The organism is Sediminivirga luteola (assembly GCF_014639315.1).
Lineage (GTDB): Bacteria > Actinomycetota > Actinomycetes > Actinomycetales > Brevibacteriaceae > Sediminivirga > Sediminivirga luteola.
This window is the reverse complement of record NZ_BMFY01000002.1, coordinates 274,932-292,929: the sequence shown is the minus strand read 5'-3', so window position 1 is coordinate 292,929 and position 17,998 is coordinate 274,932. Positions and strand designations below refer to the sequence as shown.

The 17,998-nt window shown below is 69.8% G+C and carries 17 protein-coding genes; 12 read left to right on the top strand and 5 right to left on the bottom strand.

All coding sequences use genetic code 11. The annotated features are described in order from the left end of the window. Nucleotides 1-110: 110 nt before the first annotated feature. Genes IEW13_RS03125 through IEW13_RS03110 form a run of 4 tightly spaced genes read right to left on the bottom strand, consistent with a single transcriptional unit; the run spans nucleotide 111 to nucleotide 3,551 of the window. Nucleotides 111-629: a thioesterase family protein gene (locus tag IEW13_RS03125; RefSeq protein ID WP_229744896.1), complete on the bottom strand. Its 519-nt coding sequence runs from the start codon at nucleotides 627-629 to the stop codon at nucleotides 111-113. Continuing rightward, complete coding sequence (locus tag IEW13_RS03120; protein ID WP_188549459.1) at nucleotides 626-1,594, bottom strand: 3-hydroxyacyl-CoA dehydrogenase NAD-binding domain-containing protein; 969 nt, start codon at nucleotides 1,592-1,594, stop codon at nucleotides 626-628. The genes IEW13_RS03125 and IEW13_RS03120 overlap by 4 nt, the downstream gene beginning before the upstream one ends. Further along, nucleotides 1,591-2,487: a beta-keto acid cleavage family enzyme gene (locus tag IEW13_RS03115; RefSeq protein WP_188549458.1), complete on the bottom strand. Its 897-nt coding sequence runs from the start codon at nucleotides 2,485-2,487 to the stop codon at nucleotides 1,591-1,593. The genes IEW13_RS03120 and IEW13_RS03115 overlap by 4 nt, the downstream gene beginning before the upstream one ends. After that, nucleotides 2,484-3,551, bottom strand: coding sequence for a TetR family transcriptional regulator C-terminal domain-containing protein (locus IEW13_RS03110; protein ID WP_229744895.1), 1,068 nt, complete (start codon nucleotides 3,549-3,551; stop codon nucleotides 2,484-2,486). Before IEW13_RS03110 ends, IEW13_RS03115 begins: the two co-directional genes overlap by 4 nt. Before the next feature lie 237 nt (nucleotides 3,552-3,788). Between IEW13_RS03110 and IEW13_RS03105 the strand changes: the two genes are divergently transcribed. After that, entirely contained in the window at nucleotides 3,789-5,804 is a 2,016-nt protein-coding gene (locus IEW13_RS03105) for a BCCT family transporter (protein WP_229744894.1), read from the top strand. A 483-nt stretch (nucleotides 5,805-6,287) separates the two neighbouring features. Here the strand turns inward: IEW13_RS03105 and IEW13_RS03100 are convergent, their stop codons facing one another. Beyond that, nucleotides 6,288-6,737, bottom strand: coding sequence for an IclR family transcriptional regulator domain-containing protein (locus IEW13_RS03100; protein ID WP_188549457.1), 450 nt, complete (start codon nucleotides 6,735-6,737; stop codon nucleotides 6,288-6,290). Nucleotides 6,738-6,935: 198 nt separating this feature from the next. Between IEW13_RS03100 and IEW13_RS03095 the strand changes: the two genes are divergently transcribed. The 11 genes from IEW13_RS03095 to IEW13_RS03045 are packed head-to-tail and all read left to right on the top strand — an operon-like array spanning nucleotide 6,936 to nucleotide 17,940. Continuing rightward, nucleotides 6,936-7,910, top strand: a complete 975-nt coding sequence (locus tag IEW13_RS03095) for a substrate-binding domain-containing protein (protein ID WP_188549456.1) — start codon at nucleotides 6,936-6,938, stop codon at nucleotides 7,908-7,910. A gap of 40 nt (nucleotides 7,911-7,950) precedes the next feature. After that, nucleotides 7,951-9,465 carry a sugar ABC transporter ATP-binding protein gene (locus tag IEW13_RS03090; protein ID WP_188549455.1) on the top strand — a complete coding sequence of 505 codons (1,515 nt, stop codon included), beginning with the start codon at nucleotides 7,951-7,953 and terminating at the stop codon, nucleotides 9,463-9,465. 29 nt (nucleotides 9,466-9,494) lie between these two features. After that, nucleotides 9,495-10,490 (top strand): ABC transporter permease, encoded by a 996-nt coding sequence (locus IEW13_RS03085; RefSeq protein WP_188549454.1) that lies wholly within the window; start codon nucleotides 9,495-9,497, stop codon nucleotides 10,488-10,490. A 28-nt stretch (nucleotides 10,491-10,518) separates the two neighbouring features. Next, nucleotides 10,519-11,592 (top strand): zinc-dependent alcohol dehydrogenase family protein, encoded by a 1,074-nt coding sequence (locus tag IEW13_RS03080; RefSeq protein ID WP_229744893.1) that lies wholly within the window; start codon nucleotides 10,519-10,521, stop codon nucleotides 11,590-11,592. Beyond that, on the top strand, nucleotides 11,589-12,845 hold the full coding sequence (locus IEW13_RS03075) for a DUF4380 domain-containing protein (RefSeq protein ID WP_229744892.1): 1,257 nt from the start codon (nucleotides 11,589-11,591) through the stop codon (nucleotides 12,843-12,845). The genes IEW13_RS03080 and IEW13_RS03075 overlap by 4 nt, the downstream gene beginning before the upstream one ends. After that, nucleotides 12,842-13,573 carry an SDR family NAD(P)-dependent oxidoreductase gene (locus IEW13_RS03070; RefSeq protein ID WP_188549453.1) on the top strand — a complete coding sequence of 244 codons (732 nt, stop codon included), beginning with the start codon at nucleotides 12,842-12,844 and terminating at the stop codon, nucleotides 13,571-13,573. Before IEW13_RS03075 ends, IEW13_RS03070 begins: the two co-directional genes overlap by 4 nt. Before the next feature lie 34 nt (nucleotides 13,574-13,607). Then, complete coding sequence (locus tag IEW13_RS03065; protein WP_188549452.1) at nucleotides 13,608-14,321, top strand: FadR/GntR family transcriptional regulator; 714 nt, start codon at nucleotides 13,608-13,610, stop codon at nucleotides 14,319-14,321. Beyond that, nucleotides 14,318-15,466 (top strand): galactonate dehydratase, encoded by a 1,149-nt coding sequence (gene dgoD, locus IEW13_RS03060; RefSeq protein WP_188549451.1) that lies wholly within the window; start codon nucleotides 14,318-14,320, stop codon nucleotides 15,464-15,466. The genes IEW13_RS03065 and dgoD overlap by 4 nt, the downstream gene beginning before the upstream one ends. A gap of 46 nt (nucleotides 15,467-15,512) precedes the next feature. Continuing rightward, entirely contained in the window at nucleotides 15,513-16,133 is a 621-nt protein-coding gene (locus IEW13_RS03055) for a bifunctional 4-hydroxy-2-oxoglutarate aldolase/2-dehydro-3-deoxy-phosphogluconate aldolase (RefSeq protein WP_188549450.1), read from the top strand. Next, nucleotides 16,130-17,080, top strand: coding sequence for a sugar kinase (locus tag IEW13_RS03050; RefSeq protein WP_229744891.1), 951 nt, complete (start codon nucleotides 16,130-16,132; stop codon nucleotides 17,078-17,080). Before IEW13_RS03055 ends, IEW13_RS03050 begins: the two co-directional genes overlap by 4 nt. Then, on the top strand, nucleotides 17,077-17,940 hold the full coding sequence (locus IEW13_RS03045; RefSeq protein WP_188549449.1) for an SMP-30/gluconolactonase/LRE family protein: 864 nt from the start codon (nucleotides 17,077-17,079) through the stop codon (nucleotides 17,938-17,940). Before IEW13_RS03050 ends, IEW13_RS03045 begins: the two co-directional genes overlap by 4 nt. Nucleotides 17,941-17,998: the final 58 nt, after the last annotated feature.

Here is a 17,998-nt window from a genome sequence, read left to right as displayed (position 1 = left end):
GCGCGGTGCACCTGCGTGCCGTGGTGATGCCGGACGGGTATGCGGTCGTGGGGGGCTTGAGTGTGGGATCAACGGTGTGCTTTCGTGCTCGGCGGGACGGTGGACGGTGATCAGCCGATAGACCTCCCGATCCAGCTCGGTGGCTCCCACCCGGTGCCGGGCGCGTGGGCGTCGATGCGCGCGGCGATCTCCGGCGGGAAGGGGATGGCGGCGGCGGGGTCGCCGCCGACGTGCAGGGCGAGGATCTCCTCGGTGGCGACGAGTTCGCCTCCGGTGCGCATCTCGTAGGCCAGGTGCAGCTTCTTGGCACCGGCGGCGGCGACGTGCGCGCTGACCGTGAGTGCGGCGCCGAGGGGAACCTCGCGCAGATAGCGGATGTGCGCCTCGACGGTGTACAGCGAGGCGCCGGTGCGCTCGCGGTAGGCGCGGTCCAGTCCGAGGGCCTCCATCACCTGATCGGTGGTGTACCCGAAGACGAGGACGTAGAAGGCCTCGGAGAGGTGTCCGTTGTAGTCGATCCACTCCTCGATGACCGTGGTCCGGTAGTCCGGCAGGCTGGATGCGGGAGCGCCAGCGAGGGTGTGCGCAACAGGTTCGGCGCCGGGAGCCGGTTCGTCGGGGATGTTCACCGGCGCCCCTGGCGTAGCTGCTCGATGGCTTTCCGGATGGCGATGATGGCGCTGTCGCGCTCGGCCACCAGATCCGCGACTGACCGGCTGCCGGCTTCGCTGTCGCAGCCGGCGACGACGGAATCACGCAGCTGACTGGTCAGTTCAGGGGCTTCGAGCCGGGTCCACGGCGATTTCAGCGAGGGGCCGAAGTGGTCGAGCATATGGGCCATGCCGCCTTCGCCGCCGGCCAGATGGAAGGTGAGCATGGGGCCGTGCACCGGCCAGCGCAGCCCGGGGCCATCGGTGATGGAGCGGTCGATCTGCTCCACGGTGGCCTCGCCGTTCTCGATCATGTGCAGGGCCTCGCGCCATAGGGCCTCCTGCAGCCGGTTGGCGATGAACCCGGGGACCTCCTGGTCCATGGTGATGACCGACTTGCCGATGTGCTCGTACCAGTCGGCGGCCCACTGCACGGCCTCGGGCGCGGTGCGTTCACCGCCGACGACCTCCACCAGGGGGATCAGGTAGGGCGGGTTGAAGGGGTGCCCGACCACGAGCCGTTCCGGCCTGGCAGCGGCGACGGCCATCTCGGTCATGGAGTAGCCGGAGGTGGAGGACGCGATGATCGTCTCGGGTGCGGTCGCCGCATCGATCCGCGCCAGGAGTTCCTGCTTCATCGGCAGCACCTCGGGGGCGCTCTCCTGGACGAATCCGACGCCGTCGAGGGCTTCCTCCAGGTCCGCGTAGACGCTGATCCGGCCCGGGGACGCGCCCTCGGCCAGGCCGAGCTCGGTCAGGGCGGGCCAGGCGGCGTCAATCAGCCGGGCCACTCGATCGGCGGCATCGGGGGAGGGATCCCAGGCCCGGACGTCGTAACCGCGTGCCAGGAAGTAGGCGGCCCAGCCGCCGCCGATGGTGCCGATCCCGACGCAGCCGATGGTGGTGATGCCGGCGGGATCGGGCCGTCCGGGTGGCTGGGTCATCGGCGTCCTCCCAGCTGCAGGATCTCGCGTGCCTGGTCCGGGGTGGCCACGGCGTGGCCGAGCCTGTCGATGATGTCGGCCGCTGCCGTGACCAGCTGGGCGTTGGTGGCCTTGACGCCCTTGCGCAGGTACAGGTTGTCCTCGAGCCCGACCCGGACATGACCGCCGAGCAGCACCGACTGGGCCACCCAGGGCAGCTGGTTGCGACCGATGGCAAAGGACGCCCACTGCGCGCCCCCGGGCAGCAGGTGCACCATTGCCTGCAGCAGGCCCGGGTCGGCGGGCGCGCCGTAGGGGATGCCCATGCACAGCTGGTACAGCGGCGGCGGGTCGATGAGTCCCTCGGCTACGAGCTGGTTGGCGAACCAGAGATTGCCGGTGTCGAAGATCTCCATCTCCGGTTTCACCCCGAGCTCGCGGATCCGGGCGGCGCCCTCGCGGAGCATATCGGGGGTGCTGACGTACACCATGCTGCCCTCGCCGAAGTTCAGCGAGCCGCAGTCGATCGTGCAGATCTCCGGTCGCAGTTCCTCCACGTGGGCAAGGCGTTCAATACCGCTGACCAGATCGGTGCCCTCGATCCGGCCCAGGCGCTCAGCGGGGGCGGAGGGATCGACCATCAAGTCTCCGCCCATTCCCGCGGTCATGTTGATGACGGGGTCAACGTCGCTCTCGCCGATGATGCGGGCAACTTCGCGGTAGAGCGCGACCTCGCGGGAGCCCTGGCGGGTCTGCGGATCCCGTACATGGATGTGCACCACGGAGGCGCCGGCCCGGGCGGCGGCGATCGCGTCGGAGGCGATCTCCTCGGGGGTGACGGGTACGTGCTCGCTCTTGCCTGTGGTGTCACCCGCGCCGGTAAGAGCGCAGGTGAGAATGACGTTGCGACTCATGATGACCCTTCTGTTTGCGATCGTGTTGACTGTGAGTCAGTGGTCAGGTGCCGGTCCACGAAGCGATGCAGGTGACGGCGCATCGAATCGGCGTCCGTCATCCCCGTGAGCACCTTGATGCCCAGGCCGTCCACCAGGCTGGTCAGCCAGGTGGTGAGCTCCTCCACGGGCGAGTCCACGATCCGGCCGGCGTGCTGCCCCTCGGTCAGGACGTCGAAGACAGTCTGCTGCCAGCGGCGGTAGGCCTGGGCGTGGTTCTCGCGGGAGGCAGCGCCGGAGGTGACCTCGCCCCACGCCTGGAGCCAGATGGCCCACTCGGTGGCGCTGTCGCCGTCGGGCAGCTGAAGCTCCAGCAGGTGCTTGAGCCGGTCGACGGGATCGGCGACGGCGTGCAGCGAGGCGATCTGGCGGTCGAAGGCAAGCTTGACCGAGTAACGCAGCGTCTCCTCGAAGATCGCCTGCTTGGTGGGGAAGTAGTAGTGGATGGTGGGGCTGCTGGTGCCGCAGGCAGCGGCGATGTCGGCCACGCGCACCGTGTGATAGCCCCGTTCGGCGAACAGCCGCCAGGCGGCCTCGACGATCTCCCGGCGGCGCTTGGCCTTCTCGGGGGTCTCCCGGTGCCGCTGCGGCAGCGACCGGGGCTTGGGCGTGGCGGCGGCGCCGGGCGAGGTGTCGGATCCGGTGAGCAGCCAGTTCACGGTCACGCCGGCAACTGTGGCGATGCGGATGAGCTCGTCCGGGCTGAACCGGCGGGTTCCCTTCAGCGCCTTGGAGAGCTTGGTCTCCTCCAGCTCGATGCGCTTGGCGAACTCCCGCTGCGGTATGCCCGACTGCGCGATGCAGGCGCGCACCCGTTCCCTGGGGGTCTGCGGTGGTTGTGCCCGCTGCGTGTTCTGGTCCGGCTGCGTTCGCTGTGCGGGCTCATCGGTCTGCGCAGTCTGGCCCGGTCGTGTTCGCGGTGTCGTTCCCGGTGCCGCGGCTCCCGCCTGCACCGGGGTCTGCACGGGCGCCGGTGCGGGCGTCTGCGTCGAGGCAGGCTCGATCGCAGCGTTTTCCATGGTCATATTCAGGAACCGTACGCGTCTCTTGCGATTTGAGCAAGGATGAGGTGATTGTGAGTCAAACAGAATTGCGATACTGTGGCCTCCGTCATCCTGACGTCCACGGCCTCCGATCCCCTGGGAGCCGTGGCACGGCGGAGGTCGCGATGAGTCCGACCGTGACCGCCCGCCCGCATCTTTTGGCGAGGAGCGCGGCGTCACCGAGCCGTGCCCGCGAGATACGGAATGAGTGGATTCCCCATGTCCGAGGACGGCAACCCCTCGACCGATCCGGGAGCACCGGAGCCGGCCCGCCCGCAGGGAGGAACGGGCCGGGCCGACGGGGCCGGCAGCCCGGCCGGTTCGCCCCGCCCTGCGTCGGCCGGCCGGAGGGACTCGATGCAGCGAGTCCTGAACAACGTCACCGCGCCGGCCCGGCCCGACGGGGTGCATCCCGCGCTCATCCCCGGCCTGGGTGTCGAGCGGACCGGCCGGAAGTACAGTCTGAACATCCCGGTGTTCATCCTGGCCGCCATCGGCGTCGCCGCCGTGGCGCTGTGGGGCGCCTTCGCCCCGGGGAACCTCGAGGCAGTCTCCGGCGCCGCACTGAGCTTCGTCACCCGCGATGTGGGCTGGTTCTTCAGCGTCCTCGCCATCGCGGTCTTCGTGTTCATGCTGTGGCTCGGGTTCGGCCGGTACCGCCACATCCGCCTGGGCCGCGACGACGAGGCGCCGGAGTTCTCCACCGTCTCCTGGGTGGCGATGCTGTTCTCGGCGGGCATCGGCATCGGCCTGATCTTCTACGGGCCTTCCGAGCCGCTGACCTATTTCCTGGACCTGCCGCCCATCTACGCGGGAATGGAAGAGGGCTCCCAGGAGGCGGTCCACGCCGCGATCAACCAGACGCTGTTCCACTGGGGCCCCATCGCCTGGGCGTTCTACGCCCTCGTGGGCGGCGCCGTCGCCTATGCCTCGTACCGTAAGGGCCGCCTGCCGCTGATGTCCGCGCTGCTCGAGCCGATCTTCGGCAAGCGCACCGAGGGGCCGCTGGGCGCCGTCGTGGACATCCTCGCCATCCTGGTGACGCTGTTCTCCGTGGCCATCTCGCTCGGGATCGGCGCCCTGCAGATCGGCACCGGCTTCGAGATCGTTACGGGGATGGGCCCGCTAGGCAACGCCGCCACCGTCGGCATCATCGCGCTGCTGTGCGCCGTCTTCGTGACCTCGGCGGTGTCCGGCATCAAGCGCGGCATCCGGGCGCTGTCCAATATCAATATGGTGCTGGCCGGCCTGGTGGGCGTGTTCGTGCTGGTCACCGGCCCCACCGTGCTGCTGCTGAACCTGATCCCCGGCGTGGGCATGACGTTCCTGTCCGATCTGCTCGCGCTGCTCGGCCAGTCCGCTGCCTCAGGGGGCCCGGAAGCGGCGGACTTCATGGGCGGATGGACGATCTACTACTGGGCCTGGTGGGTCTCCTGGACGCCGTTCGTCGGCATGTTCATCGCGAAGATCAGCCGCGGGCGCACGCTGCGGGAGTTCGTGTTCACCGTCATCATCGTGCCCAGCGCGGTGTGCAGCGTCTGGTTCACCATCATCGGCGGCACCTCCCTGTGGATGGAGCAGGAGACCGGGCTGATGAGCCAGACCGAGAACACCGAGCAGGTGTTCTTCACCATGCTGGATCAGCTGCCGCTCTCCGGTCTGACCTCGCTGATCGTCATGGTCTCCATCATCATCTTCTTCGTCACCTCCGGTGACTCCGCCTCCGTGATCATGTCCTCCATCGCCGAGCGCGGTTCGCCAGCGCCGAAGCTGTGGAACACCGCGATCTGGGGTGTCGGCATGGCCGTGATCGCCGCGGTGCTGCTGGTGGGAACGGGAGAGGCGGCGCTCGGCCAGCTGCAGAGCCTGATGATGATCTCGGCCCTGCCCTTCGCGCTGGTCCTGGTGCTGATCATGGCCGCCTGGGCGAAGGACCTGGCGCGGGACCCGCTGATCCTGCGTCACCGCTACGCCGACGAGGCGCTGCACCAGGGCGTGCGCGCCGGCATCGAGGAACACGGCGACGACTTCACGCTGTCCGTGGAGCCGGCCGAAGAGGGCAAGGGCGCCGGCGCATGGCTGGACAGCGAGGACCCGGCGCTGAGCGAGTGGTACACCTCCGTCGCCCCGGAGGCCGGCCCCGCTGAGGAGGCGAGCGGGGGTCCCGGTGAGTACGGCGAGCCGGACCCAGGCGCGCGGGCGGGCGGAGGCCCTGACGGCCCCGCCGGACGCTGACGAGCGGGGCCGAGCCCGCGCGGAAGAGGCGCCACGCAACCCGGGCCGGAATCCGGGTAGGTGAGGTGGCACGCCGAGCCCGCGCGGAAGAGGCGCCACGCAATCCGGGCCGGAATCCGGGTAGGTGAGGTGGCACAACCCGGCGCGGCTACGATCCGTGTCCCGTCGATCGTCGCGGCGGCGAAGCGAATCGCAGGTGTACCGGGTGCTGGTCGCCGAGACTACCGTCCCGGGCGCCCCGCCGCCTCGTACGGCTGATTGCGGGGCCCGCGCCCGGCGAACCGACCGCCCGGTGACAGAACAGCCGCCCAGTGACAGAACACCACCATAGTGACAGAACACCACCGTCTACGGTGTTGTTCTGTCACTAGTAGGGTGCTTTGTCACTATGGTGGTGTTCCGTGCACCGCCGTGCGGCGCCCAGTGCGGCGTAGGCGTCGTGCCTGAGGGTCCTTACGAGTGGTCCCCGGTCCGCCGGGGCATTCAGTGACCCAAAGCGGTGGCGATTTCCTGCGCACCGGCGATGAGGTTCTGGGTGATGTTCCGGACTGTCTCCTGGTCTGCTCTGAGGGTCGGAAGGCAGCAGGTGTAGGCGCCGATGACCGCGCCGTCGGAGTCTCGGACGGTGGCGGAAAGGGACGTGAGGCCCTGCGTGAACTCTTCCCGATCATGGGCGATCCGATGACGCCGCACCAATCGCAGGTGCTTGAGGAGGTCGGGGACCGTCGCAATCGTGGCGTCGGTGTATTTCTGGAGTTCCCCGGTCCCCGTCAGATGCGTGAGGCTCTCTTCGGGAAGCCACGCGGCGATCGCTTTGCCGGGGGCGGTGGCGTGAAGAGCGCCGCTGAGGCTGCCCCAGCCGTAGCTGGCCTTGACCGAGCGCGTCGATTCGAGTGCTTTCAGGGTGACGAGGTCCGGCGGATGTTGAGCCATGACTTCCGATTCACGGAGGCCCTGAAGGCGTTGGCCGGTGCCCGCGCGCGACCCGGATCCCCTCTCTGAGCGTTCGGTCGTACGCACAGGGCACGGTTTAAAACATTAATTACTAAATAATCTTGACAGCACCGAGTTCCTGCCATGACACTGGTCCGAGTACGTGACGGCTCGAGACAACGAGGACTTGTGCGCTCAATGAAGAACGTATTGGCAACAGGGCTGGCCTTGTGCATGGCCCTCGTCACCGCCGGCTGCGGGCCGCAGATCGGCTCGGAGGGCCGCATCGGCGTCATCTACCTCAACGCGGAGGGATACTACGCCGGCGTGCAACGTGGCCTCACCGCAGGCTTCGAGGACTCCGAGCGCGAACCGCAGCTCATCCAGACCAACATCCAATCCGATGCATCCCGGGAAAGCACGTTCGTCGACACCATCAGCTCGGTTCAGGCCGATGCGCTGATCCTGTCGCCGGCCTCCGCCACGGCGTCCATCCCCGCGATCGAACTCGCGCATGAGAGCGGGGTCCCGGTCATCTGCTACAACACCTGCGTCACTGACGAAGCCACGGAGGAGTTCGTCTCGGCCTACATCCTCGGCGACCCGACCGAGTTCGGCGCCGCCTCCGGACGGCAGATGGCGCAGTACTTCCTCGACGAGGGGATCGAGGAGCCGAAGGTCGCGATCGTGAACTGCGAGCAGTTCGAGGTGTGCATCCAGCGCCGTGAAGGGTTCGAAGCCGCGCTCCTGGAGCAGGTGCCCGGCGCGACCATCGTGGCCAACCAGGAGGGCCTGACCCTCGACGAGGCCGTGGAGCGAGCCGAGCAGATCATCACCGCGCATCCGGACGTCGACGCGTTCTACGGCGAGGCGGGCTCCCAGATGCTCGGCGCGGTGCGCGCCGTCCGGGCGCGCGGGCTCACCGGGGAAACCGTCGTCTTCGGCGGTGACATGTCCACCCAGGCCGCGCAGATGCTCGCGGACAACACCATTCTCAAGGGCGTCACGGACATCTCCGGGATCAAGGTCGGCGATCTCGCCGCTGAGGTGACCCTGCAGATCCTCGCCGGATCGGAACCGGACGACGTGATCGTCCCGGCACCCATCGACGAGTACGCCACCGCCGAATCCGGCCTCGAATGGATCGAGACGCATCCGGACGGCATCCCGTGACCCGAGCGCGCGACACCAGACGTCGAGGAGGACGTAGAGCATGACCGAGCACATTCAGCGCGCCCCCGGCGTCGTGGTCGCCGTGAGTGGGCTGACCAAGCACTATCCGGGGGTCCAGGCGCTCACGGACGCGGACATGAGTATCCGTGCCGGGGAAGTGCGCGCACTGCTGGGCCGCAACGGAGCGGGCAAGTCGACGCTCATCCGGCTGCTCTCCGGGGTGGAAACGCCCGATGCGGGCACCATCGTCGTGGACGGCCAGCCCCTGGACGGCGGCGTCCGCCGCGCCGGAGAGCTGGGCGTCCAGCCGGTCCACCAGGAGCTGAGCCTGGTGCCGCAGCTCTCCGTGGCCGAGAACCTGTTCCTGGGCAGCTGGCCGCTGCAGGGCGGGCGGATCGACTACGGGCGGATGCGGGACGAGACCTCCAGGGTCCTCGGTGAACTCGAGCTGAGGATATCCCCGGACGCCACCGTCGGGGAGCTGCCCCTTGCCGAGCAGCAGCTGGTGGAGATCGCCCGCGCCGTCCGCCGGCAACCGCGGCTCCTCATCCTGGACGAACCCACCAGCGCACTGGCCGCCAGTGAGGTCAAGACGGTGCTGGAAACGGTACGGCGGATCGCGGAGAGCGGGGTGGCCGTCATCTACGTCAGCCATCGGCTCGACGAGATCCGCCAGGTTGCCAGCAGCGCCACCGTGATGCGCGACGGCCGGATCGTGGAGACCGTCGGCCTGGAAGACGTGACCACCGAACAGGTCGTGGATCTGATGCTGGGCGAGACGGCTCAGTCTGTGGAGCGGCTCGTGACCGGCGAGGTGGACCGCGATGTGACACCGCTTCTGCGCGTACGCGGACTGCATGTCCCGCCGAAGCTCCAGGACGTGTCCTTCGACGTGTTCCCCGGTGAAGTGCTGGGCATCGCGGGGCTGATGGGCGCCGGACGGAGCGAACTGCTGCGCGCGCTGGCCGGGTTCGAGTCCATTGCGGCAGGCACGGTGACGGTGGCCGGGGAGCGGCTCGCCGCGGTCCGGCCGCGCGCCATGAAACGCCTCGGCGTCGGCCTCACCCCGGAAGACCGGAAGGGCGAGGCGATCATCCCGCTGCTCGGTGTGGACGAGAACCTCACCCTGGCGGACTACCGCAGTGTCAGCACCGGCCCGACCATCGGATGGCGACGGCTGCGGGAGACCGCGCGCACGCTGATCCAGCGGCTCGGCATCGCCGCCGCCGGGCCCCAGACGCCCATCGTGAACCTCAGCGGAGGCAACCAGCAGAAGGCGGTCATCGGCCGGTGGCTGCATGCGGGCAGCCGCATCCTGCTGCTCGACGAGCCCACTCGCGGCGTCGATGTGCAGGCCAAGGAAGAGATCTACGGCCTGGTCCGGGAACTCGCCGATCGCGGTGCCGCGATCGTGTTCGTCTCCGGCGAGCTGGAAGAACTGCCTTTGGTATGCGATCGCGTGCTGATCCTGCGCGACGGCGGCCTGGCCGGGGAGATGACCGGCGATGAGATCACCACCGACTCGGTCATCGCTGCGGCGATGGCGACCACCTGAACTCTTACGAAGACGACGAGAGAGCTGACATGACCACCACTGCACCTGCGGCGCCGTCCGGCGTCCGCGCCGTGTTCCGCGGGCACCGTCTCAATGAGGCGGGCCTGATCATCGCCATCGCCCTGCTCTATGTGATCCTGGGCGTCACCGCTGCCGGATTCCTCAGCCCGAGCAACCAGCTGGGCATGCTCAGGGACGCCGCCACGATCGGCATCGCCGCCTGGGGCGTGACCCTGGTGATCATCTCCGGCGAGATCGACATCAGCATCGGTCCGGCCGTGGCGTTCTCCTCCGTCCTGGTCGCGCTCGGAAGCGCGCAATGGGGACTCGGGATCGGCGGCGCGATCCTGCTCACCCTGGTCCTCGGCGCCGGCTGGGGCGCGCTCGCGGGCTGGTTGCGGGCACGATTCGGGGTGCCCTCGTTCATCGCGACCCTCGGACTGTGGAGCGTCCTGGGAGGCCTGGGTCTGTACCTCACCGACGCGCTCCCGGTCGTGCTGCCCGAGAGCGGGCTCATGGACGTCCTGGGCGGGTCGATCCTGGGTATCCCCACTGCGGCGATCGTCATGGTCATCCTGCTGCTCGTGTTCGTCTACATCGCCAAGTACACGCCCTACGGCAGGGCGGTCTACGCGATCGGCGGCAACGCCGCGGCGGCCGAGCTCTCCGGCATCAACCTCTCCCGCGTCCGCGTCGCGCTCTTCGCCACGACCGGTCTGCTGGCGGCGATCACCGGCGTGCTGCTGGCCGCCCGGCTCGGCGCCGGTTCCGGAAGCGCCGCGGCCGGACTCGAGTTCGACGTCATCGCCGCCGTCGTCATCGGCGGCACCGCACTGGCTGGCGGTCGCGGGTCCCTGCTCGGGACGTTCCTGGGCGTCGTATTCATCACCGTCATCGGCAACGGCCTGGTGCTGCTCGGCGTCGACTCGTTCCTGCAGGATGTGATCCGCGGCGTCATCATCGTCGGCGCCGTGCTGATCAACGTCTGGGCCGGCCGGCGCGGCGCGGCCACGAGAACGAGCTGAGTGACGAGACGATTTGAGGAGTGAACTGATGAACGAGGCGGTTCCCGCCACGATGCGCGGCGTCTACCTGCCTGGCACCTCCAGCACGGAGCTCAGAGAACTCGGCGTGCCGGAGCCGGGACCGGGTCAGGTTCTCATCCAGGTGGGCGCCTCGGGAATCTGCGGCAGCGACATCGGGTACATCTACCGGGGCTATAAGACGCACAAGGGCGTCGACGGCCCGGCGTACCGCGGTGTGGTCAGCGGCCATGAGCCGTCCGGCAGGATCATCAGGACCGGGCCTGACTGCCGTCGTTTCTCCGCGGGCGACCGTGTGATCGTCTACCACATCGCCGGCTGCGGGCTGTGCGACAACTGCCGCCGCGGCTACTTCATCTCGTGCAGCGCTGAGAGCCGAGCCTCCTACGGCTGGCAGCGGGACGGTGGCAACGCGCCCTATCTCCTGGCGGAGGAACGCACCTGCGTGCCGCTGCCCGATGAACTGTCCTACGTCGACGGAGCACTCATCGCCTGCGGGTTCGGCACCGCATACGAGGGCCTGCGCCGGGTGGGGGTCTCCGGGGAGGGCGATCTCCTGGTCGTCGGTCTCGGACCGGTCGGGCTCGCCGCCGGACTGATCGGGTCCGGAATGGGAGCGCGTACCGTGGTGGGGATCGAACCGTCCGAGCGGCGCCGCGCCTGGGCCATGGAGACGGGAGCGTTCGACGCGGTGTACGCTCCGGACCGCCTTGACGAGGCGGTCGCCGGCACCGGGGGCCGCGGCTTCGCTTTCGCCATCGACGCCTCCGGCAGCGCCCCGGGCCGTTCGGCGGCGCTGCAGGCCGCCGCCGAATGGGGGCATGTCTCCCTCGTCGGCGAGGGAGGCGAGCTCACCACCGAGGTCTCGGATACGCTGCTGCACAAGCAACTGACGCTCCACGCCTCCTGGGTGACCTCGCTGCCGGCCATGGCAGAGCTGGCGCGGAATCTCGTGGCCTGGGGCATCCGCCCAGAGCGCATCGTCAGCGACCGGTTCCCGCTGGAACGTTCGGACGAGGCGTTCGCCCTCGCTGCGGGAGCAAGCCGGGGCAAAGTCGTGTTCCAGTCGGAAGGAGAGGTGTGACAGGCGGAGTCACGCTGACGGTCGAACGCGACGAGAACGCCCCTGAGGCGCTGTGGCTGGACAACGGCATCCTGCGCATGGGTTTCCTCCCGGCCGCCGGGGGGCGCCTGCTGAGCGTCCGCCTGCACGGGCAGGAGACGCTCTGGCGCGATGAATCGCTGCTGGACGACCGGCTCCGTCCCCGTCCGGGCCACCACGTGGTGCCTCACGACGGGAACATGGACGCGTGGATCAACTACGGCGGCGACAAGACCTGGCCGGCACCGCAGGGCTGGTCGGGCCCGGAAGAGTGGGCCGGCCCTCCCGATCCGGTCCTGGACTCGGGACCCTATGCATGGGACACCGAGACCCATCAGGACGGCGCGGTCACGGTCGTCATGCGGAGCCGGCCCGATGAGCGTACCGGCCTGCGACTGGAGCGACGATTCACCCTCCGGCCACGGCAGTCGGCGTACCAGGTGTCCCTGAGCGCGGAGAACGCGAGCGCGATCCCGGTCCGCTGGGCGCTGTGGAATGTGACCCAGCGCCGGGCCGGGGCTCCCGGCGACGGCGGAGTCTGGATCGCCGTCGCCGCAGACCGGGATCCCGATCCGGTCGAGTTGGTCACCGGTACTGCGGCGCCTGCCTATCAGGCCGTCCGCGCTGATGTTGTCCATCTGGCGCACCAGGATGTCGTGGGCAAGCTGGGCTTCCCGACCGCCGTGGGGTGGCTCGCGCACGTCGCCGGTGGCACCGCCTCCACCCAGGTGTTCCCCGTCGACGGCGGGGCCTCTTACCCGGACGGCGGCTCCCGCGCCGAAGTGTGGATGGAATACCCGCTGGACGAGCCGCTGGAGCACCTCGGCGGGTTGCGTCCCCGCCACCGCATCGTGGAGATCGAAGTGCTCGGACCGCTTACCGAGCTGGTCCCCGGGCAGCGCGCGTCCCTGGAGTTCCGCTGTGGTGCCGCCGCGGGCACCTCGCCGGTCCGTGAGGTCGCCGAGGCCGGTCACTGGGGCCCTGCACGACGCCTCCCGGGCGGCCGCCTGACGGTTGATTTCCACGCGTACGTCTCCGGCCGGCTCGTGCCGGAAGCGGCTGCGGTGCCGCTGGCGCGGGTGACCGCCGGGCAACCGATACGCCTGGAACTCGACGCCTCCCGGGCCGGGACGCCGTTGGTGGTCGTACCGGACGAACCCGCCGGCACCGCGTCGGCGGAAACCTATGCGGCCGGGGCCGTACCCCGGCCCGAACCAGGAGAGGGGCAGCCATGACCGGTACGGCCCTCATCACCGGCGCTGCGCGCGGCATCGGCGAGGCGACCGCCCGCTGTCTTGCCGGACAGGGATGGCAGGTGGCGCTCATGGACCGCGATCCGGAGGTCATCGAGGTGGCGGCCGGGCTGGGATCGCAGGCCCGCGGCTATACCGGCGACGTCTCCGATCCCGGCGACTGGGAACGGATCGTCGGTGCCGTCACGGCAGACCTGGGGCCGGTCACCGGCCTGGTCTCCAATGCGCTCATCACCGACCCCACCCCCATCGACCGGATGACACCCGAGTCCTGGCAGCGCCAGCTGGACGTCAATCTGACCGGCACCTTCCACGGTGTCCGCACCTGCTTGCCGGGGCTGCGCGCCGCCCGTCCCGGCAGGGTGGTGATCGTCTCCTCGGTGCACGCCTTCTTCGGGCTTCCGGACGTGCCCGCCTACGCCGCGACGAAGGCCGGGCTCACCGGGCTGACCAGGCAGCTGGCGGTGCAGTACGGGTCCGGAGTCCGGGTCAACTGCGTGGCGCCGGGCCCGATCCGCACGGCGCAGTGGGACCGTCTCACCGAGGACGAGATCGCGCGCAGCGCCGCCGAGACGACGCTCGGGCGCCTCGGCAGCCCGGACGAGGTCGCTGCGGCGATCGCCTTCCTCATCGGCGACGACGCCTCGTTCATCACCGGCGCGACGCTTACGGTGGACGGCGGCTGGAGCGTCACGAAGAACTCGTCGTGAGACACGGTATGCCAGCATCGGAAGGGGACCACACGTGAAGAGCTACACCGGACGCGGTGTACACGGCAATACCGTCGAGATCCTCGGCGCGCGCATCGTCAGCGGGGGCTTGGCGCCGGGACAGACCCTTGACCTGAACGCCATCGGCGCGGAACTCGACGTCTCCCTGACCGCGCTGCGTGAGGCGATCAAAGTGCTGACGGCGAAGGGCCTGCTCGATGCCAGGCAGAAGCGCGGCACCTTCGTGCGTCCCCGGACGGACTGGAACGTGCTCGACGCGGATGTGATCCGCTGGCGGCACGCCTCAGGGGAATCCGGTGCGCTGCTGAAGGATCTGGCCGAGGTCCGGGCCGCCATCGAGCCCAGCGCCGCCGCCGTCGCGGCGCGCCGGCGGCAGGAGAACGAGGTCGAGGACCTGCGTGCCGCGCTGCAGGCGATGGAGGATGCGGTGGATGGCACCGCCGCGCAGATGGCGGAGGCTGACCTGAGATTCCATCAGGCGCTGTTGCGCGCCACCGGGAACGAGTTGTTCGCCCGGATGAGCGTGTTCGTGGAGCCGGCGCTCGCGCTGCGTGACGAACTCGTCCACGGTCACGCCGTGGAGGACCCCGTGCCGAGCCACCGCCGGGTCGTGGACGCCATCGCCGAGGGAGACCCGGAGGCGGCCACGGACGCGGTCCGGGCACTGCTGGAACAGAGCGTCGCCGATGCGGCGCGCGTACTGGAAGAGGAAGGGCGGGGCGCGTGAAGATCACGCGGATCGAGACGTTCGCGGTGCCGCCGCGCTGGGTCTTCTGCCGGATCGAGACGGACGACGGACTCGTCGGCTGGGGTGAACCGGTGGTGGAGGGACGGGCCGATACCGTGCGTGCCGCCGTCGGTGAGCTGGCCGGGTACCTGATCGGTGAGGATCCCCGGGCCATAGAGCACCACTGGCAGGTGCTCACCAAGGCGGGGTTCTACCGCGGCGGACCGGTGTTCTCCAGCGCCGTCGCCGGACTCGATCAGGCCCTGTGGGACATCCTGGGCAAATCGGTTGGCCTGCCGGTGCATATGCTGCTGGGCGGACCGGTCCGTGAACGCGTCCGGATGTACGGCTGGGTCGGTGGTGACACTCCCGCCGCGGTCGGTGAGGGCGCGCTCGCCCAGAAGGAAGCGGGCCTGACGGCCATCAAGATGAACCTCTCGGGACGCTGGGACCCGATGGCGACCGCGGCGTCCCTGAGGGAGGCCGTCGAGCGGGTCGCGCAGGTCCGCGCCGCGGTGGGCGACGAGACGGACATCTGCATCGACTTCCACGGTCGCATCGGGGTGGCCGATGCCCGGCGGCTGCTTCCGGCATTGGAACCGCTGAAACCGCTCTTCGCGGAGGAACCGATCCTGAACGAGCACGGGATGCGGATGGCCGATGTCGTCGCCGCCAGCACGGTTCCCGTGGCCACCGGCGAGCGGCTCTACGATCGCGGTCAGTTCCTGCCGATGCTGCAGGCCGGGGTGGCCGTGGTGCAACCCGATCTCTCGCACGCCGGCGGCATCTCGGAGGTCCGCCGGATCGCGGCCCTGGCCGAGACCTTCGGCGCGTCGCTGGCGCCGCATTGCCCGCTGGGACCCATCGCCCTGGCCTCCAGCCTGCAGGTAGCCTTCGCCACGCCGAACTTCCTGCTGCAGGAGCAGTCCATCGGCATCCATTACAACGAGGGTTCCGCGGAACTGCTCGATTATGTCGTGGACCGCGCGCCGTTCGCCTTCGCGGGCGGACACGTCCAGCGCTGGGAGGCGCCCGGGCTGGGGATCGAGGTGGACGAGCAGGCCGTGCGGGCGGCGGATGCGCACGGCCACCGCTGGCACACCCCGCGCTGGTCACATCCGGACGGTTCGTTCGCCGAATGGTGACGCCCTCGCCCGTGTCCTGTTCTGTCCCCTTGCGAAGGAGCATCGCATGACTTTCCTGCAGACCCTGAGCGAAGCCCGCCTGCTGGGCATCATCCGCGGTACGGACGCGGACGCGAGCGTCGCCTCGGCGCTGGCCCTCGCCGAGGAAGGGGTCCGGCTCTTCGAGGTCTCCCTCACGAGCACCTCGGCGCTGGACGTGATCCGGCGGATCGCCGAGGCGGCGGGCCCGGATGTTGAACTGGGCGCCGGCACTGTACTCAGCGAATCCGATGTCGAGGCGGCGCTGTCCCACGGGGCGACGTACATCGTCACGCCCGCCGTCGCACCGTCGGTGGCGGCGGCCGTCCGCCGGGGCGTGCCGGTCCTGGCCGGGGCGCTGACCCCGACGGAAGTGGTCGCCGCGCGCGATGCGGGCGCCGATGCGGTCAAGGTGTTCCCGGCGTCCGTGTTCGGCCCTCGTTACCTGAAGGACCTGCGCGCGCCGTTCCCCGATGTGCCATTCGTCCCGGTCGGTGGCGTGGACGCCGCGCAGGTGCCGGAGTACCTGTCACACGGCGCCGTGGCCGTCGGTGTGGCCAGCCCTCTGTGCGGCGACGCACCGGACGGCGGCGACCTGGACGCATTGCGCGTCCGCGCCCGCGAGTTCCTTCAGGCGGTGAAGGCGTGACGGTTTCAGACGGTGGAGGCGTGACGGTGGACCTGCTGACCGCGGGAGAGACGATGATCGCGCTGCGCAGTACCGGCCTGCTGCGGCTCGGCGGCAGCGCCACGATCTCGACCGCGGGTGCGGAGGGGAACGTGGCGATCGCGGCTTCCCGTCTCGGTCACCGGGTGGCATGGGCCGGCCGGGTGGGCGACGACGAGTCGGGCAACCTCGTGCTGCGCACCTTCGCCGCGGAGGGCGTCGACGTCTCCGCCGTGGTGCGCGATCCGGAACGTGAGACGGGCCTGCTGTTGTTCGAACAGCGCCTGCCGGACCTCACCCGCGTGGAGTACCACCGCCGCGATTCCGCCGGTTCCCGCTGGAGCCCCGAGGACGTGCCCGCGGCGCTCGCATTGCAGCCGCGCATCGTCCACCTCACCGGCATCACCCCCGCCCTCTCACCGTCGGCGGCCGAAGCCTCGCACGCGCTTCTGGAGGGTGCCCGCCGTCAGGGCGCGATGGTGAGCGTGGACGTGAACTACCGGTCCCGGCTCTGGACCGCAGAGGAGGCCGCCCCGGTGCTGGCCTCCCTGGTGCGGCTGGCGGACCTCGTCATCGCCTCCCCGGACGAGTTGTCGCTGGTAGCCGACGGACCAGCGGCGCTCCTGCGGCAGGGCGTCCGCGAGGTGATCGTGAAGGACGGTGCGCACGGTGCCCGTGCCTACACGGAAGAGGGCGAGATGCAGGTGCCGGCCCGTCCGGTGCAGGCGGTGGACTCCATCGGTGCCGGGGATGCGTTCAGCGGCGGGTATCTCTCCGGTGTCCTGGACGGCGCCGACCTTGCCACCCGGATGGACCGCGCCGCTGCGCTCGGGGCATTCGCGGTGGCGTCCCGCGGTGACTGGGAGGGGCTGCCGTTCAGGTCTGAGTTGCCGCTGCTGCGGGCCGCGGAAGGAGGGGCCCTGCGATGAGTGCCGTGTGTACGCCATGGCGTCCGCTGAGCGATGAGCGTCTGGAACTCGGCGAGGGCGCGCGCTGGATCGACGGCCGGTTCGTGTTCGTGGATCTCCTTGCCGGTGTCGTGTTCGGCTCGGACGGCGAATCCGGGCAGGCCCCGGCAGTGGTCCACCGAAGCGATGTGCCGGTGGGTGCGGTGGCTCAGGCGGCCGGTGGCTGGATCGCGGCGGCGGGGGAGGGCATCGTGCGCATCGGAGCCGATGGTGCCGAGAGCTGGCTGGCCCGCCCGGCGGCAGGCCGGGCCACGGCAATGCGGATGAATGACGCGGTAGCCGATCCGGACGGGCGTTTCTGGGCCGGTGCCATGCCCTACGACGGCACGGAGGGAGCCGGATTCCTCGTCCGGGCGGATCGGGACGGCTCCGTGCACCGTGTCCTGGACGGCCTGACGATCCCCAACGGCCCTGCCTTCTCGCCGGACGGTGGCACGATGTACCTCGCGGACACCCCGGCGGGACGGATCTTCACCGCGGCCGTGACGCCCGGGGCCGGGGCACTCGGGGAACTCAGGGAGTTCGCCCGCCTGACGGAGGGCGGCCCGGACGGGATGACCGTCGACGGCGAGGGATGTCTCTGGGTGGCGGTCTGGGGAGCCTCATGTCTCCATCGCTACGGTCCTGACGGAGTGCTGCGGGAACGGATCCCGGTGCCGGCTACGCAGCCGACCAGCATCGCGATCAGCCCCGCGCCGCCGTACCGGATTCTGGTGACGACGGCCGCCCACGGGCTCGACGCTCCCGAGCGCCATGATGGCCGGGTACTGGTCGCCGGAACGACCGTGCCGGGAGTCCCCGCCGCCTCGTACTCCGGCTGAGCGCCGGCCGCGTCGGCCGAATTGACCGCCCGGTGGCAGAACAACCGCGTAGTGACAG

Bases quoted from the DNA above. Each gene is read 5' to 3' on its own strand.
- IEW13_RS03120 (WP_188549459.1), bottom strand. From the start codon at position 1,594: ATGACCCAGCCACCCGGACGGCCCGATCCCGCCGGCATCACCACCATC.
- IEW13_RS03115 (WP_188549458.1), bottom strand. From the start codon at position 2,487: ATGAGTCGCAACGTCATTCTCACCTGCGCTCTTACCGGCGCGGGTGAC.
- IEW13_RS03110 (WP_229744895.1), bottom strand. From the start codon at position 3,551: ATGACCATGGAAAACGCTGCGATCGAGCCTGCCTCGACGCAGACGCCC.
- IEW13_RS03105 (WP_229744894.1), top strand. From the start codon at position 3,789: ATGTCCGAGGACGGCAACCCCTCGACCGATCCGGGAGCACCGGAGCCG.
- IEW13_RS03100 (WP_188549457.1), bottom strand. From the start codon at position 6,737: ATGGCTCAACATCCGCCGGACCTCGTCACCCTGAAAGCACTCGAATCG.
- IEW13_RS03095 (WP_188549456.1), top strand. From the start codon at position 6,936: ATGAAGAACGTATTGGCAACAGGGCTGGCCTTGTGCATGGCCCTCGTC.
- IEW13_RS03090 (WP_188549455.1), top strand. From the start codon at position 7,951: ATGACCGAGCACATTCAGCGCGCCCCCGGCGTCGTGGTCGCCGTGAGT.
- IEW13_RS03085 (WP_188549454.1), top strand. From the start codon at position 9,495: ATGACCACCACTGCACCTGCGGCGCCGTCCGGCGTCCGCGCCGTGTTC.
- IEW13_RS03080 (WP_229744893.1), top strand. From the start codon at position 10,519: ATGAACGAGGCGGTTCCCGCCACGATGCGCGGCGTCTACCTGCCTGGC.
- IEW13_RS03070 (WP_188549453.1), top strand. From the start codon at position 12,842: ATGACCGGTACGGCCCTCATCACCGGCGCTGCGCGCGGCATCGGCGAG.
- IEW13_RS03055 (WP_188549450.1), top strand. From the start codon at position 15,513: ATGACTTTCCTGCAGACCCTGAGCGAAGCCCGCCTGCTGGGCATCATC.
- IEW13_RS03045 (WP_188549449.1), top strand. From the start codon at position 17,077: ATGAGTGCCGTGTGTACGCCATGGCGTCCGCTGAGCGATGAGCGTCTG.